This window comes from Enterococcus sp. AZ141 (genome assembly GCF_051714385.1).
In the GTDB taxonomy this organism is placed as follows: domain Bacteria; phylum Bacillota; class Bacilli; order Lactobacillales; family Enterococcaceae; genus Enterococcus_D; species Enterococcus_D entomosocium.
On the sequence record NZ_JBIORT010000001.1, the window covers coordinates 57,501 to 74,229 of the forward strand.

Sequence of the window (16,729 nt, forward strand, 5' to 3'; positions counted from 1 at the left end):
AAATATTCCTTAGAAAGGAGGTGATCCAGCCGCACCTTCCGATACGGCTACCTTGTTACGACTTCACCCCAATCATCTATCCCACCTTAGGCGGCTGGCTCCAAAAAGGTTACCTCACCGACTTCGGGTGTTACAAACTCTCGTGGTGTGACGGGCGGTGTGTACAAGGCCCGGGAACGTATTCACCGCGGCGTGCTGATCCGCGATTACTAGCGATTCCGGCTTCATGTAGGCGAGTTGCAGCCTACAATCCGAACTGAGAGAAGCTTTAAGAGATTAGCTTAGCCTCGCGACTTCGCAACTCGTTGTACTTCCCATTGTAGCACGTGTGTAGCCCAGGTCATAAGGGGCATGATGATTTGACGTCATCCCCACCTTCCTCCGGTTTGTCACCGGCAGTCTCGCTAGAGTGCCCAACTAAATGATGGCAACTAACAATAAGGGTTGCGCTCGTTGCGGGACTTAACCCAACATCTCACGACACGAGCTGACGACAACCATGCACCACCTGTCACTTTGCCCCCGAAGGGGAAGCTCTATCTCTAGAGTGGTCAAAGGATGTCAAGACCTGGTAAGGTTCTTCGCGTTGCTTCGAATTAAACCACATGCTCCACCGCTTGTGCGGGCCCCCGTCAATTCCTTTGAGTTTCAACCTTGCGGTCGTACTCCCCAGGCGGAGTGCTTAATGCGTTTGCTGCAGCACTGAAGGGCGGAAACCCTCCAACACTTAGCACTCATCGTTTACGGCGTGGACTACCAGGGTATCTAATCCTGTTCGCTCCCCACGCTTTCGAGCCTCAGCGTCAGTTACAGACCAGAGAGCCGCCTTCGCCACTGGTGTTCCTCCATATATCTACGCATTTCACCGCTACACATGGAATTCCACTCTCCTCTTCTGCACTCAAGTCTCCCAGTTTCCAATGACCCTCCCCGGTTGAGCCGGGGGCTTTCACATCAGACTTAAGAAACCGCCTGCGCTCGCTTTACGCCCAATAAATCCGGACAACGCTTGCCACCTACGTATTACCGCGGCTGCTGGCACGTAGTTAGCCGTGGCTTTCTGGTTAGATACCGTCAAGGGATGAACATTTTACTCTCATCCTTGTTCTTCTCTAACAACAGAGTTTTACGATCCGAAAACCTTCTTCACTCACGCGGCGTTGCTCGGTCAGACTTTCGTCCATTGCCGAAGATTCCCTACTGCTGCCTCCCGTAGGAGTCTGGGCCGTGTCTCAGTCCCAGTGTGGCCGATCACCCTCTCAGGTCGGCTATGCATCGTTGCCTTGGTGAGCCGTTACCTCACCAACTAGCTAATGCACCGCGGGTCCATCCATCAGTGACGCAAAAGCGCCTTTCAACTTTCTTCCATGCGGAAAATAGTGTTATACGGTATTAGCACCTGTTTCCAAGTGTTATCCCCTTCTGATGGGCAGGTTACCCACGTGTTACTCACCCGTTCGCCACTCTTTTTCTTTCGGTGGAGCAAGCTCCGGTGAAAGAAAAAGCGTTCGACTTGCATGTATTAGGCACGCCGCCAGCGTTCGTCCTGAGCCAGGATCAAACTCTCATAATGATTTGTTTGAATGACCATACGGTCATTAAGCTCATAAAAATTAACTTTGCTAGCTATTGCTTGCATGTATTTGTTTCAATAAATTGAAACGTCCTACACATTGGTTCGTTTGCTTGCTTTGTTCAGTTTTCAAAGGTCTACAGTGCTGTGTTAGCAACTTTTATATCATATCAGAGCGACAGTTGATTGTCAACTCTTTTTTAAAAGTTTTTTTCAAGAAGTTGTTATTTAACTTCTTTCTTAACCTCAGCGACTTTTTCATCTTACCATCTCAACCGTTATATGTCAAACACTTTTTTGAAAAATTTTTTTGATTTATTAGGTTTTTCAGAGATGATATTTTTTCGACTTTGTTATAATAACACTTGTAAAATGTTTCGTCAACAACTAATTTCAAAAAAGTTCAATCAGTGTTTGTTACAAATGTCTTAACAAGGACAAGTAATAATATAGCAATTCTTAAAGGAAAAATCAACTAAAAAAATAGGCTTTTGGGCAACTATTTTTATAAGCGAATTATTCATTGTCAAACGATTCGAACGTTCGCTTATAAGAAGTATTTCACGGCTAAATCTATCAATAATGGATAAAAAAAGAGAACTTAAGCTTTTCGCCTAACGTTCTCTTTTCGTCCGATCTTCCGTTTGAAGAATCGGTATATAAATTCGAAAGATTGTTCCTTGGCCAATGACACTCTCCGCCGTGATTTTTCCTTTATAGCTTTCCAATAGTTGTTTTGCTATAGATAACCCCAAACCATTGCCACCTTTGGTTCTAGCACGAGCTTTATCTACCCGATAGAAACGATTGAAGATCTTATCGAGGTCTTCTTTGGAGATGCCTTCCCCGAAATCTTGGATGGCAATTTCAAAAGATTGACGATCCAATGAAATGGATAGATGAACTTCTTTTCGATCAGTGGAATACTTTACTGCGTTATCCAAGACAATAATAATGATCTGTTCAAAATGATTGCGATAGATTTTCAGCTTCAACTCATGATACAAATCATCATCCAATGTAAAGACAAAATCCGGATACAGTATTTTAAAGTTATTGAACACTTGATAGACAACTTCTTTTGCATTAGTTGTTTCATTTGCATAATGAACATCCACTTGTTCCGCTCTTGAGAGATCCAACATTTCCTGTACTAGCGTCTTCATTCGACTGATCTCTTGCATACTGGCTGCGAGGGACTCATCCAAGATCTCTGGATCATCTTTCCCCCAACGTTGCAAAAGATTCATGTGTCCTTCAATGATTGCTACGGGTGTCCGTAACTCATGAGAAACATCTTCAACGAATCGCTCTTGCTGCTCAATGTACAGGCGCATGCGATCCAACATCTCATTAAATATATCTGCTAAATCAGACAGTTCATCATTCGTATTTAATTCTGGCATATGCACGGTTGACTGCGGGTTTTTCCGAACAGTTTCCATCGTATCCCGTAGTACCTTTAACGGCTGAAGGAAATATGCTGATAAAAAGAACCCGAGTACACTGCTGAGAATCAGAGAGACGACTTCTAAGATAATCAAAGTCAGCAGCAGTTTGCTGCGTATTTCATAAAAAGAAGTCAACTCATAAAAGGTTTGTGCATAGCCAATCCGCTCTCTGGTGCCTTTTGAATAAATGGGTTGGATCGAGAGAAAGCCTGTGATACCATCCAGCGTTACGATAGTTGGCGCTTTGCGCTGCGTGTCGATCAGTGCTAAATCATTTTCATGGGTTTTAAACACAAGGTCCTCATTCAAATTATAAACAAACAGGCTCAATGGTGCTTGGCCTAATTCCGAAATAAAGGAGTCGATTTTCATTAAGTTGCCATCGATTGTTGAAGTGCGATCATAAATGCTCGTCGTTCCCGCATCATTTTTGGTTAAATTACGATACGTTCGGACCAATGTTAGTTCTTGATCCGAATTGGCTAAACGAGAAGCAACCTCTGACATCGTCCGCTCCACATTGTTTTCTTCTTTAGCGACGATCAAATTCACCGATGTTTTATAGGTGATCACGGCAAAGATCGTAAATACGACGAATATAAAGAAAGAACTTGCGAAGGCCCACTTTACAGTTAAAGAAGGCCCCTTCAGTTCTTTTAATTTTTTCATTCTTTTTTTAAGGTTCACGACCGCATCACATAACCTGTACCACGAACGGTTTGGATATAGCTTTCCTCCCCTGGTACATCAATTTTATTCCGTAAGTAGCGGATGTAAACATCGACAACGTTGGTTTCAACTTCTGTCTCATAGCCCCAGACTTTGTTTAATAAAACATCTCTGGCCAAAACGACATTAACGTTTTCCATTAAAGTCAACAATAGCTCATATTCGCGTTTCGTTAGTTCAATGACATCTGTTCCGCGACGAACGACACGATTTTCTTTTTCAATCGTTAGGTCTCGGTATGTGATCGTGGTTTGTTTTGCAACGTTTTTGTCCCCTTCGATATCGATACGGCGAAGCAACGCACGTAAGCGTGCCAGCAATTCTTCAATTGCAAAAGGCTTCACAATATAATCATCGGCACCATGATCTAAACCTGATACTCGATCAATCACGGAATCTCGTGCGGTCATCATGATGATCGGGGTGTTCTTCGATTGACGCACGCGGCGGCAAACTTCTAACCCATTTAACTCAGGAAGCATCAGATCCAATAAGATCGCATCCCATTCATTATTCAGCGCCGCATCCAGTCCCGTCCGTCCGTTGTAATGAACTTCAGTATTATACCCTTCATGCTTCAATTCTAATTCCACAAATCGAGCTAAGTTCTTTTCATCTTCAATGATTAGAATATTACTCATTATTGATAGCCCCTTTATTGATTATTCTGCCTTTAAATTAGACATTATCTGTCTTATTTTATCATGTATCTAAAAAATAAAAAAGAGATTGACCGAAAGTTCTCACTTTCGGCCTTTCTCTTTTGGATTCTCTTAAAGCTTACGCTTCGTCATACCATGAATAATGGAAAATTCCCTCTTTATCTGTCCGTTCATACGTATGCGCTCCGAAGTAATCCCGTTGTGCTTGGATCAAGTTCGCTGGCAAACGATCAGAACGATAAGAATCGAAGTACGCGATCGCAGATGAGAACGTCGGCACAGGTACACCGGCTTGGACAGCTAGTGCAACTACTTCACGTACAGAAGATTGATAACGTTTCGTAATATCTTTGAAGTAGTCATCTAATAGTAAGTTTTCAATGTCGGCATTCTTGTCATAAGCATCCGTGATTTTTTGTAAAAATTGAGCCCGGATGATACAGCCTGCACGCCAAATTTTGGCAATTTCACCAAAAGGAAGATCCCAATCATACTCTTTTGATGCTGTACGTAATTGCGCGAATCCTTGTGCATAGCTCATGATCTTACTGAAGTATAATGCTTCGCGGATCTTATTGATAAACTCTTCTTTGTTTCCTTCAAAAGCAGCTGCTTCTGGTTTTGGTAAGACTTTGCTGGCATTGACCCGTTCTTCTTTGTAAGCCGAGATATAACGGGCAAAAACAGATTCAGTGATCAATGGTAGTGGTACGCCTAGGTCTAAGGCACTTTGGCTTGTCCATTTCCCAGTTCCTTTATTACCAGCAGCATCTAAAATCACATCAACGATTGGTTTGCCTGTACCTTGATCGTCTTTGCGAGTCAAAATATCCGCTGTGATCTCAATTAGATAGCTGTCTAATTCGCCTTTGTTCCATTCAGCAAAAATATCAGCCATTTCATCAACAGATAGACCTAATATGTTTTGCATCAAGTCATAAGACTCAGCAATCAGCTGCATGTCCCCATATTCGATCCCGTTATGAACCATTTTTACGTAATGGCCTGCACCGTTTGGTCCAATATAAGTCACACAAGGTGTTCCATCTTCGGCTTTTGCAGAAATTTGTTCCAAGATTGGCGCAACCAATTCATACGCTTCTTTTTGTCCTCCTGGCATGATCGAAGGACCTTTCAAGGCGCCCTCTTCCCCACCAGATACACCTGTACCGATAAAGTTGATTCCTGAGTTTGCCAACTCTTCGTTACGACGAACCGTATCTTTAAAGAAGGTATTTCCGCCATCGATCAAAATATCGCCTTTGTCTAGATGAGGCAATAATTCTTGGATCGTTGCATCTGTCGCAAATCCTGCTTTTACCATTAATAAAATACGACGTGGTTTTTCAATAGATTGAACAAATTCTTCTATCGTATAGGTTGCTTTAAAATTTTTATCTGGATGTTCTTTTACTACTTCTTCTGTCTTTGAACCAGTACGGTTAAATAAGGCAACTGAATAACCGCGGCTTTCGATGTTCAACGCTAAGTTTTTGCCCATAACAGCCATACCGACAACGCCGATTTGTTGTTTTGTCATCTTTCATCCTCCTAAGATTCAATTATCTTTTTCATTATAGCGCAAATGTACCTGCTTTTGAACTATTCTCTTTCGCTGGACAAAAAATATTTCTGAAAAGTTCCATATTCGTCAAAAAAACAAAAAAACCTCAGGCTCCATGGTTAGCCTAAGGTTTTAGAATCCTCTTTCTGAAAAAAAGGAATTATGCTTCTTTTGTTGCTACGTCTTTGCCATCGTAATGACCACAGTTTGAGCAGACATGGTGGCTTTTTTTCATTTCACCACAGTTTGCACATTCGTTCAAACCGTTGATTGTCAATTTGTAATGTGTACGACGTTTTGCTTTCTTCGCTTTCGAAGTTTTTCTAGCTGGTACTGCCATTTTGCTACACCTCCTTGTTAATGAACGCAACCTTGAGGCTGCAATTTATTCCAATCCTACGCGTTATCGTCATCTGATTCAGTGAATAATTCGGATAATTTTGCAAGACGAGGATCAACTTGTTGAGCTTGCGCTTCTTTTTGATTTGCAAAGTCTTCTTCTGACAAAACAGCCCAATCGTTGCCAGATGGCATTGCTGAACCTTGCTTTTCTTCTTCTGTCAGGACTTGCAAAGGAATCGCAAGTAATAGGTTATCAGCGACAGATTCATCTAAGCTGATGGTTTGACCTTCAACGATCAAAACTTCTTCTTCGACGATCATTTCATCGCGACGCTGAAATTGCTCTGGTGTCATGAAGTGTTCATCCACTGAAAAATCAAAAGGAATCGCTACAGGTGTCAAAGAACGAGTAGATGGCAATGTCATCGTCGTTTCTACTTGATAGTGCAGCAAGTATCCTTGCTTATCAACACTCATCAGCCCTTTTACTTTTACAGGAGACAAATCAATGATCTGTCCATCGCGTTTTATCAGTTGACTCTTTAAGTCAAGTGTTTCTTCAAACATCAGCGGTGTCTCTTGGTATTTTTTTAATTCCAATAAAGACCATTTCATTTTTATCACCCCTAAGCAACAAAAGCAATTATACAGGGCTTCTGAGGCTTTGTCAATGAAATTTTCTTGACACCTTTTTCATTTTTGATCGTGTCATTTTAATGCCCTTTCTCAAGGGATTTCGACCCTCTCAAAAAAACAACAGGAAGCGCACAACGTGCACTTGCCTGTTGCTTGATCAATCGTTAAAAATCATTAGATCGCTGTTGTTTCTCCACGATAAACGATACCGCGACGAGAATCAAGAGTAACCAATTCGCCATCTTTGATGGTTGTTGTTGCGTCTTTGGCACCAACGATGACTGGTAGATCTTTCGCGATTCCGACAACTGCTGCATGAGAAGTCAAGCCGCCATCTTCAACAACTAAAGCTGCTGCTTTTTCGATTGCTGGCATATATTCTTTATCTGTTGTTGGTACAACTAAAATCATGCCATCTTTTGCTTTCGCAATTGCTTCTTCGGCACTGTGAGCGATCACGGCATTGGCAACAACTGATTTTTCACCAATCCCTTGCGCTTCAAGCAATTTTGAACCGATCAATTGGATCTTCATGACGTTGGTTGTTCCGCGTTCACCAACAGGAACACCGGCTGTGATCAAGATTAGATCGCCTTCTTTAGCAAAACCTAAATCAACTGCTTGTTTTGCTGCTAATTCAAACATTTCATCAGTTGTTGATGGTTTTTCAGCAACGGTTGGGTAGACACCCCAGTTAAGCATCAAGCCACGTTTTGTACGTTCGTCAAATGTAACAGCTAAAATGTCAGCATCTGGACGATATTTAGAGATCATTTTTGCAGTGTAGCCAGATTCAGTCGCTGCAACGATTGTTTTTACCCCTAGGTTTTTCGCCGCACGAGCAACAGATAAACCGATTGTTTCTGTTACATCTGTTTTATCGAATTGGTTGATTTGGAATGTGCTGTTTTCTGATAAAGCTTTTTCAGCTTCAATGTCGATCCGTGCCATTGTTGCTACTGCCTCAACAGGGTAGTCACCGTTTGCTGATTCACCAGAAAGCATTGTTGCATCGGTACCATCAAAGACAGCATTGGCAACGTCAGAAGCTTCTGCACGGGTTGGACGTGGGTTTTGTTGCATTGACTCTAACATTTGTGTGGCTGTGATAACTGATTTACCAGCAGCGTTACATTTTTTAATGATGCTCTTTTGAACCATTGGTACTTCTTCAGCAGGGATCTCAACACCCATGTCACCACGGGCAACCATGATACCATCAGAAACTTTGATGATTTCATCGATATTATCGATACCTTCTTGTGATTCGATTTTAGAGAAGATTTGCACATGAGTCATGTCTTTTTCTTCTAAAATTTCACGAATCTCTAAAACGTCTTGCGCTTTACGTACAAATGAAGCGGCAATGAAGTCGATATCGTTATCAAGACCAAAACGGATATCTTCTGCATCTTTTTCAGTAATACCAGGTAAGCTGATTGATACACCAGGAGCGTTGACCCCTTTACGTGATCCTAACATTCCAGCATTTTTAACAACAACCACTAATTCGCGGGTTGCTTCGTCTTTTTCTTTGATTTCCATGTCGATCAAACCATCATCAAACAAGATGTGTCCGCCCACATGAACATCTTCAAATAAACCAGGATAAGTTACAGCAATTTTTTCTTTTGTTCCTTTGTGTTCTGGATCCATTGAAATGCGTGTTTCATCGCCAACGTTAAATTGGATGTATCCAGCACGACCAAAGTCAGCTTCTGTCGTATTTTGTACAGTTGTACGGATTTCAGCACCTTTTGTATCTAAAAGGATACCGACATCTTTACCAGTTTTCTTCACGGCTTCACGAACCATTGTCATACGCGCTAATTGTTCTTCATGATCTCCATGAGAGAAGTTAAAGCGGAAGACATTCGCACCGGCTTCAATCAGTTGAGAAATAATTTCCACACTGTTACTTGCTGGTCCTAATGTACTTACGATCTTTGTTTTTTTCATTACTAAACGCTCCTATTCATTTATTTAAAATAGCTAATAAGCTTTTTTTACAAAATTACTGTTGCGTTGCTCTAAAAAATCTCTTTAAAATGAGATTTCTTTGTTCAAGTTATACAAGCTAAGATCTGGCTTGTGACGATTGTTTTCAAGGGTTTCGATAATATCAGAAGCAATCATTTCATTGTTTTCGATACCGATACATAGACCGCCTTTGCCTTGTTGCAATAATTCAACGGCATATGAACCAAATTTACTTGCTAACACACGGTCACGAGCGCTTGGTGAACCACCACGGACAACGTGTCCTAGAATTGATACACGGGTATGGAAATCGCCGTATTCAGAAAGTTTGTCAGCAAAATCATTTCCGCCCATCACGCCTTCGGCTAAAACGATCAAGCAATGTTTTTTCCCGCGGTCGCGTCCTTCACGGATACGATCAGCAACAACTTGCATGTCAAAATCATGTTCTGGGATGATGATTTCATCCGCACCACCGGCCACACCTGACCATAAAGCGATATCGCCAGCACCACGTCCCATTACTTCGATCACAAATGTGCGGACATGTGATGTCGCTGTATCACGGATACGGTCAATCGATTCTAAGACAGTATTGATCGCTGTATCAAAACCAATCGTGAAATCTGTTCCTGGAATGTCGTTATCGATCGTTCCTGGAATCCCGATTGCTGGGAAACCGTGGCGAGTAAGTGCCATCGCACCATGGTAAGATCCATCTCCACCAATCACGACTAGCCCTTCGATGCCAAATTTCTTTAATTGCTCGATTCCTTTTAATTGCCCTTCTTGTGTCGCAAATTCTGGATAACGTGCTGAATATAAGAATGTTCCACCACGTTGAATTTTGTCACCAACATCAGCAACATCTAAGCGACGAATGTCGCCTGCGACTAGTCCGGCATAGCCATAGTTGATTCCATATACTTCAAGTCCGTCAAAAATACCCTTTCTGACAACTGCGCGAATCGCTGCGTTCATTCCTGGTGCATCGCCGCCACTGGTTAGAATTCCAATGCGTTTCATTATTCTTTCACCTCATCAAAAGATTTTGTTTAGGGAAGCCCCTGTTTGCTAGTTTTCAAGTAATAACCACGAGACATATTCTACCATTATTCCATGAAAATGTCTTGAAATAGTGGGAAAAAGTTGAAAAAAGTGTAAGTTGAATTATCGTTTTCGGAAAATTACTTGAAAATTACATTTCCATTTCCTAATAATGCCTTCAGTTGTGTGACAAAGTTCGGCTCATCCGTTACCCAGTTTTCTTCTGCTAATAACACTTTTTTGCCACTACTTTCATAAAACATCACCACTGGAATATTTCCTTGATGCTGCTTCATTTCCTTCGACAATGCTTGCAGGTGCGACGTTTCGGCTTCAGCAGAAATCTTTAAGTAGCAAGTTTGTGGCGCAATTTTATTTTGAACGTTTTCTGCTAAGTCTATTTTATCAGCAATGAGTTGGATTTCACCATTGTAACGACTTACCTCGACCTTTCCTTCAATATAGAGAACAGCATTTTCTTCGATCAAGGAACGCACTTGTCGATAAACGATGGGAAAAATCGTTACTGAAACTTCTTTGCTAGCATCCGTTCCTTCAACAAATGCCATCTGTTCGCCTTTTTTTGTACGTATCTCCCGAATCTTGCGGACATACAAAAGGATGCGGACCCGTTCATTCGGAACCAGATCGGCAATATCGGTGATTTGTTTTAATTGATGCAATTTTTGAAACTGTTCTACGGGATGGCCAGACAAATAAACACCTAAGTATTCTTCTTCCAAAGCCAGTTTCTCTTCCAGTTTGTAATCGGCAACGGCTTCTTCTTTTAAAGCCATGGTTTCTAAGAGATCCAAACTGCCGCCACTATAAGTAATATTTTGGATTTTCCCTTCTAGTTGGATCAATGCTTGTTTTCGATTAGGCGCAATCACATCGAATACACCGATGCTCAAAAGCGGCAATAAATAGTCCAACTTTAACCACTTGCTGTTCCGCTGATTCAAGCGAAGTAAAAATTGATCCATGGACGTGAAATTGCCATGCTCTTTTCGTTCTGTCAAAATGTCTTGGATCATGTCGCGCCGAATCCCTTTGATACTGCTGAACCCAAAGCGGATTTGTTTCTCATTTTGCAGTTGAAAACTAAACCCACTGGTATTGATCGATGGTGGCAATACTTCTACTCCATAACGTGCGGCTTCATTTAAGTATTCTTTCATTTTGCTTGCAGTATTGCGTACCGAGTGCAAGATCGAAGCAAAAAAAGGTGCCGGATAGTGCACTTTCAAGTACGCCATTTGAAAGCCGATAAAGGAATAGGCAAACGCATGGGAACGGTTAAACCCATAGTTGGCGAAGCGCTCAATATAGTCATAGACCAAATTGGCGGTCTTCTCGTCATAATGATTGGCCAACGCACCTTGCACAAAATGGCGACGTTCTTCATCCAACACGTCTTTTTTCTTTTTACTGATTGCTCGCCGCAAAATATCTGCCTGTCCTAGGCTAAAACCAGCCATTTTGGAAGCTACTTGCATGATCTGTTCTTGATAAACAATGATTCCGTAAGTGTTTTGCAAGATTGGAATCAAGCTGTCATCCGGATAAGAGACCCGCTCTTGTCCTTTTTTCCGCTTGATAAAAGTATCAATATTTTGCATCGGTCCCGGGCGATACAAGGCATTGACTGCAGCAATGTCTTCGATACTTTCTGGCCCTAGCTTGCGCAAGACATTGCGTATTCCCGCTGATTCAAATTGGAAGATCCCTGCCGTCTCCCCTTTTTGAAACAAACGCAATGTTGCTGGATCATCAAGAGGAATCTCTTTTTGGGTTACGATTTGTTGGCTGATTCGTTTGATACCTTTCAAGGTATTATCAATGATCGACAAGTTTCTCAAACCTAAAAAATCCATCTTCAATAGGCCAATGGCTTCCACGTCATTCATGGTAAACTGGGTCAGCCAAATCCCATCGCTGCCTTCTTGCAAAGGCACCAAATCAAGCAGATTCTTGTCACTGATCACCACACCGGCGGCATGGGTCGATACGTGACGGGGCAGTCCTTCTAAGATTTTGGCGACTTGAAACATTACTTGATTCCGCTCATTGAACGAAACCAGCTCTCGCAGCTGATTGGATTGTTCATAAGCAAGATCTAAGGTCATTTTCAAGGCATTGGGGATGGCTTTTGACCAGCGATTAGCTTCACTTTGCGAGAGACCAAAGACCCGAGAAACATCTCGCAAAACCATTTTGGCCGCCATGGTACCAAACGTGGCAATCTGTGCCATATATTCTTGCCCATATTTTTGGCGCACATACTGTAAAATCTCGTCTCTGCGATTGTCAGGAATATCTAAATCAATATCAGGCATCGTGTAACGTTCTGGATTCAAGAATCGTTCAAACAAAAGATCGTATTTGATTGGATCCACGTCGGTGATAGATAAAACATACGCCACCAGTGCTCCGGCAGCGGATCCCCGTCCAGCTCCGGTAACGATTTCTTGTTGGTGGGCAAAGTCCATGACGTCCCAAATAATCAAGAAGTAATCATCAAAGCCCATCTTATGGATGACAGACAACTCATAATCCAAACGCTGTTCGTACGCCGATGTAACGTGAGCAACACGCTGAGGCAGACGTTCAAAACAAATTTTGCGCAAATAGTCCGCAGCATTTTCTTCTGCTGGTAACGGGTAATGAGGCAATAGCCGCTGATGCAGTGGCAGCTCGACGGCGCATTCAGCTGCAATCCGCTGATTATTCATCAATGCCTGCGACGCTTCGCCAAATGACGCAGTCAATTGGTCTGCCGGTTGTAAAAAAAGCTGTGTAGTCGCTTGCTCTTTTGCCTGACGAAAGTCTTCAATTTGCGAGCCCTCTTTGATATGGGTCATCACTTTGACTGCAAAGGCTTCTTCTTGTGCTAAAGCCGCGATGGGTTGATACGCACATGGTGCAATGTTTTGCTCGTTAAACCAAGCGATCGTTTCTGGATCTAGCCCTTTGCTAGTAATCCCTAAAAACAAGCTCTCAGAATCAAATTTATGGCTGATTGCTCGCAGTGCTTCTTGATTGGCTTCTAGATCATCGTGCTGAGAAGGCAGAAACCCCTCGCCTTCAGGCAGCAAACCAAAGAGATCCTGCAAAGAATCACAAGCAGCTAAATTCAACTGCTCGGTGATCATTTTTTCACTTGATAAACGCATCAAGGTTTGATAGCCCTTGAGGTTTTTTGCAAATACGTACAATGGAAAGGACATTGATCCCTCTCCGAAGGTACAGTCGAACAAAGCGCCAAAAATCGGCTTGATGCCCTGTGCTAGGCATTGTTGATAAAACTCGACCGCGCCATAGAGAACATTATGATCGGTCAGCCCCAATGTCTGATAGCCCATCTTTTTGGCTTGCTCTATATAGTGAGGAATTTTGATCGTACTTTGCAGCAACGAATAGGCGCTTAAGGTGGTGAGCTGTGAATACATTGAAATCCCTCCAAAAATGAAAATTCTCTTTCTTTCTGCTAGTAAATAGATTTGAAAAACAAAATGAAAAAGTGAAAATCTTTACAATAAATATTTTTGTGATAAACTAAAGTCGAAATGGAAGATACGCAGAAAAGAGGTGTCGTCATGCGTTACCTAGTCACTTTATTTTGGACTTTTGTATTAGGTCAAGTCGTTGGCTATCTAGGCAGCTCACTTGCTGGAGCAACTTATGATTTTCAATTAACTTCAATCATCTCTTTGGTCACAGGTGTGGTGATCATTCTTGTTGGTATTATCGCACCAGCGCCTGAAAAGACAAGCCATTAAAAAAAAACCAGTTACCTTTATTGTAACTGGTTTTTTTTTCTTTTCAACTATTCACTGATGTCCGTTTTACGTAAGCTTTTACGGAAATTAAATCCTGAGATAAAAATATTGATCAGTACAAACCCGCTCGTCACCCAAAAGACGGCTGGATAGCCAAAACCGGCTGCCACCGTTGAGCCGACCATTGGACCTAACACTTGCCCAAAGTTGGAGAACATTTGGTTGTAGCTATAGATACGGCTGACCCCTTCCATTGGAGTGATCTTGCTGATCAGTGTATTGATGGACGGCATCAAGGCACCGGTAGAAAAACCAAGCAAGAAGCGCAACACGCCTAGTTGAAACGGAGTAGAGACAAAGCCCATCGGAATGAAACAGAAAAATGACAGTACTAAGCCCCCCAACAGCACTTTGTGATTGCCATAACGATCACCGATTTTGCCTAAAAACGGCGAGGAGATAATCGCTGAAACACCGGCAACAGAGACGATCAATCCGCTGACGAACAAAATATTGCCCGTATCCCCGCTTAAATCACGAATATACAATGTGAGGATCGGACTGATGCTCGTTACACCTAGCTGTAAAATCAGGGAAGTAATAAACAAGCCAACAAGCAACTGCATATTTTTGATTTGACCAAAAATTTCTTTAATGGAAAGCAGATCGCCCTTTTCAACTGGCTCAAAATCTTCTTGAACGAGAAAAATCGTAAGCAACAGCGTGATTAGTAGAACAACGCCTGTGATAATAAAGACATTTTTCATGCCAAACCATTGCGCCAACGCCCCACCCATCGAAGGACCAATCAAATTCCCTGCGATGGCTCCTGTAGCCAATGTCCCAAGCGCCCAACCGCTTTTTTCTCGAGGCGCCTGCGAAGCGATCAACGCAGTCGCATTTGGAATATACCCCGATAAAATTCCGGTAAAGAAACGCATGATCAATAACCAATAGACATTCGGTACAAAAGCCAAAGAACCCATCGTCACTGTCATCCCCGCAGCCGCGCGAATCATCATTAAACGACGACCTTTTTGGTCTGCTAGATTTCCCCAAACTGGAGCAATGATAGCCGCCGCAAACGCCGTTACTGAGATTGCTAATCCAGAAAACAACTCAATTTGACTCTCTGGAGCGCCTAACTCTTCTATATATAAGGGAATGAATGGCATGACAAGACTAAAACTGGCACCCGTAAAAAAACAACCTACCCATGAAATCAGTAGATTTCGTTTCCAATCAATCTTCATTTACAAACCTTCTTTCACAAATACTATACCGTATCGTGAGTAATAATCAAATAAAAAATCTTTCTGCATTTAAAATACAGAAAGATTTTCATCATTAAACTTAACTGATCAAAGCCAAAATGACAAAGTTCAGGATAAACAACGCATTGACGACCCAGATGATCGGAGACACTTCGTTGGCTTTTCCTTTCACTACTTTCACTAATGCATAGAAAATGAAACCAACAGCGATCCCATTTGAAATACTGTAAGACAAGCCCATAAAAATGGACGCGAAGAAGGCTGGAACTGCTTCTTCTAGATCAGTCCACTTGATGTCCGCAAAAGAAGCCATCATCATTACCCCAACCAAGATCAATGCCGGTGCTGTCGCTTGTGCGGGAACGATTGAGATCAGTGGAGAAAAGATACTGCTGATCGCAAAGAGTGCTGCCACCACAACGGAAGTCAAGCCCGTGCGTCCACCAGCACCGATGCCAGCTGCTGATTCCACATAAGTCGTTGTATTTGAGGTCCCTACGATGGCCCCTACAGAAGTGGCTACGGCATCTGCAAAAAGAGCCTTATCCATCTTCGTATTCAACCCATTACTGTTTTCAACCGCTTCTTCATCTTTTTTCGAAAAGATCCCTGTACGACGTCCGGTTCCGATAAATGTACCGATCGTATCGAAGACATCTGATAAACTAAACGCTAAAATCGTCATGATTACTTGAGGGATTTTGGCAGAATCACTGAATAGTGAGCCCATTCCTTCAGAGCCAAACGCAGCGCCAAATGTGATTCCTAGTTCGCTGATGGAACTTCCTAATGAATTCCCGTGCCAATCAATGGCACTTAAATCCACCACACCCATCAAAATACCAATGATCGTCGTTCCTAAAATACCAAAAATAATTGCCCCACGAACATTTTTCACCACTAATAAAGTAGTCACTACTAAACCAATCACTGCTAACAAAACAGGTGCATTATTGAAATTCGCCAAAGCTGGGACGATCCCCCCATTAAAATTGGCACTCACAATCGTCTCACCGTCGACAACTGAACCCGTCACTGCGGCAGTGTCTGCACTGAAGTTTAGCAAGTTGGCATTTTTGATCCCTACATAAGCCACAAAGATCCCGATGCCGCCGCCGATTGCATGCTGCATGCTTTCTGGAATCGCATGAATGATCATTTTTCTGATTCGAGTCACCGTGATAAAAATGTTGATCAGGCCGCAGATGAAAACCATCGCTAATGCTTGCTGCCACGTATACCCCAAACCAAAAACAACGGTAAAGGTGAAGAATGCATTAAGTCCCATTCCAGGTGCTTGCGCGTAAGGCACATTTGCAAATAAGCCCATGATCAGGGTACCAATCACTGAAGCGATGATCGTTGCTAGGAAAACAGCTTGAAACGGCATGCCTGCAGCAGATAAAATCGTCGGATTCACAAACAAAATATAACTCATCGCGAAGAAGGTGGTGACCCCAGCCATCACTTCTGTGGAAACCGTCGTTTTATTCTCCTTTAATTTGAAAAACTTTTCCATGTTATGTTTCACTCCTGAACTTTAATCGTTTCTATGAAAAGAAAAAATGAATAATTGCGCTTTTCATCGAACAATTACAAATTATAAGGGAATAATTTTCGCTTTTCAAACCTTTTTCCGAATAAAACGAACCAAAAACGTTTAATGTTCGTGTTTTACTTTGTAACTAT

11 protein-coding genes and 1 rRNA gene are annotated in these 16,729 nt (G+C 42.3%); 1 reads left to right on the forward strand and 11 read right to left on the reverse strand.

From position 1 onward, the window contains the following. Positions 1–13: 13 nt before the first annotated feature. From IGI89_RS00335 to dnaE, 9 genes are all read right to left on the reverse strand, one after another. Positions 14–1,573, reverse strand: a 16S ribosomal RNA gene (locus IGI89_RS00335). Between the two features lie 614 nt (positions 1,574–2,187). Beyond that, complete coding sequence (locus IGI89_RS00340; protein ID WP_034872519.1) at positions 2,188–3,693, reverse strand: HAMP domain-containing sensor histidine kinase; 1,506 nt, start codon at positions 3,691–3,693, stop codon at positions 2,188–2,190. Positions 3,694–3,707: 14 nt separating this feature from the next. After that, positions 3,708–4,394, reverse strand: coding sequence for a response regulator transcription factor (locus tag IGI89_RS00345; RefSeq protein ID WP_005229193.1), 687 nt, complete (start codon positions 4,392–4,394; stop codon positions 3,708–3,710). 139 nt (positions 4,395–4,533) lie between these two features. Continuing rightward, the gene (gndA, locus tag IGI89_RS00350; protein ID WP_438735090.1) at positions 4,534–5,955 is read right to left on the reverse strand and encodes an NADP-dependent phosphogluconate dehydrogenase; all 1,422 of its coding nucleotides are present in this window, start codon (positions 5,953–5,955) and stop codon (positions 4,534–4,536) included. Positions 5,956–6,139: 184 nt separating this feature from the next. Further along, the gene (gene rpmF / locus IGI89_RS00355) at positions 6,140–6,319 is read right to left on the reverse strand and encodes a 50S ribosomal protein L32 (protein ID WP_005229191.1); all 180 of its coding nucleotides are present in this window, start codon (positions 6,317–6,319) and stop codon (positions 6,140–6,142) included. Between the two features lie 56 nt (positions 6,320–6,375). Next, on the reverse strand, positions 6,376–6,936 hold the full coding sequence (locus IGI89_RS00360) for a YceD family protein (protein ID WP_016619881.1): 561 nt from the start codon (positions 6,934–6,936) through the stop codon (positions 6,376–6,378). 195 nt (positions 6,937–7,131) lie between these two features. Continuing rightward, positions 7,132–8,916, reverse strand: coding sequence for a pyruvate kinase (gene pyk / locus IGI89_RS00365; protein WP_008377816.1), 1,785 nt, complete (start codon positions 8,914–8,916; stop codon positions 7,132–7,134). 84 nt (positions 8,917–9,000) lie between these two features. Beyond that, positions 9,001–9,963 (reverse strand): 6-phosphofructokinase, encoded by a 963-nt coding sequence (gene pfkA / locus IGI89_RS00370; RefSeq protein ID WP_005237177.1) that lies wholly within the window; start codon positions 9,961–9,963, stop codon positions 9,001–9,003. Between the two features lie 161 nt (positions 9,964–10,124). Beyond that, entirely contained in the window at positions 10,125–13,436 is a 3,312-nt protein-coding gene (gene dnaE, locus IGI89_RS00375; protein ID WP_275626217.1) for a DNA polymerase III subunit alpha, read from the reverse strand. Positions 13,437–13,583: 147 nt separating this feature from the next. Here dnaE and IGI89_RS00380 point away from each other — a divergent pair, with 147 nt between their 5' ends. Continuing rightward, complete coding sequence (locus IGI89_RS00380; protein WP_008377814.1) at positions 13,584–13,766, forward strand: YjzD family protein; 183 nt, start codon at positions 13,584–13,586, stop codon at positions 13,764–13,766. Between the two features lie 47 nt (positions 13,767–13,813). Here the strand turns inward: IGI89_RS00380 and IGI89_RS00385 are convergent, their stop codons facing one another. After that, complete coding sequence (locus IGI89_RS00385; protein WP_016619879.1) at positions 13,814–15,019, reverse strand: multidrug efflux MFS transporter; 1,206 nt, start codon at positions 15,017–15,019, stop codon at positions 13,814–13,816. A gap of 100 nt (positions 15,020–15,119) precedes the next feature. Further along, positions 15,120–16,559 (reverse strand): NCS2 family permease, encoded by a 1,440-nt coding sequence (locus IGI89_RS00390; protein WP_005237180.1) that lies wholly within the window; start codon positions 16,557–16,559, stop codon positions 15,120–15,122. Between the last annotated feature and the right edge of the window lie 170 nt (positions 16,560–16,729).

Excerpts from the sequence above, each read along its gene's own strand:
- IGI89_RS00340 (WP_034872519.1), bottom strand. The coding sequence starts at position 3,693 with ATGAAAAAATTAAAAGAACTGAAGGGGCCTTCTTTAACTGTAAAGTGG.
- IGI89_RS00345 (WP_005229193.1), bottom strand. The coding sequence starts at position 4,394 with ATGAGTAATATTCTAATCATTGAAGATGAAAAGAACTTAGCTCGATTT.
- gndA (WP_438735090.1), bottom strand. The coding sequence starts at position 5,955 with ATGACAAAACAACAAATCGGCGTTGTCGGTATGGCTGTTATGGGCAAA.
- rpmF (WP_005229191.1), bottom strand. The coding sequence starts at position 6,319 with ATGGCAGTACCAGCTAGAAAAACTTCGAAAGCGAAGAAAGCAAAACGT.
- IGI89_RS00360 (WP_016619881.1), bottom strand. The coding sequence starts at position 6,936 with ATGAAATGGTCTTTATTGGAATTAAAAAAATACCAAGAGACACCGCTG.
- pyk (WP_008377816.1), bottom strand. The coding sequence starts at position 8,916 with ATGAAAAAAACAAAGATCGTAAGTACATTAGGACCAGCAAGTAACAGT.
- pfkA (WP_005237177.1), bottom strand. The coding sequence starts at position 9,963 with ATGAAACGCATTGGAATTCTAACCAGTGGCGGCGATGCACCAGGAATG.
- dnaE (WP_275626217.1), bottom strand. The coding sequence starts at position 13,436 with ATGTATTCACAGCTCACCACCTTAAGCGCCTATTCGTTGCTGCAAAGT.
- IGI89_RS00380 (WP_008377814.1), top strand. The coding sequence starts at position 13,584 with ATGCGTTACCTAGTCACTTTATTTTGGACTTTTGTATTAGGTCAAGTC.
- IGI89_RS00385 (WP_016619879.1), bottom strand. The coding sequence starts at position 15,019 with ATGAAGATTGATTGGAAACGAAATCTACTGATTTCATGGGTAGGTTGT.
- IGI89_RS00390 (WP_005237180.1), bottom strand. The coding sequence starts at position 16,559 with ATGGAAAAGTTTTTCAAATTAAAGGAGAATAAAACGACGGTTTCCACA.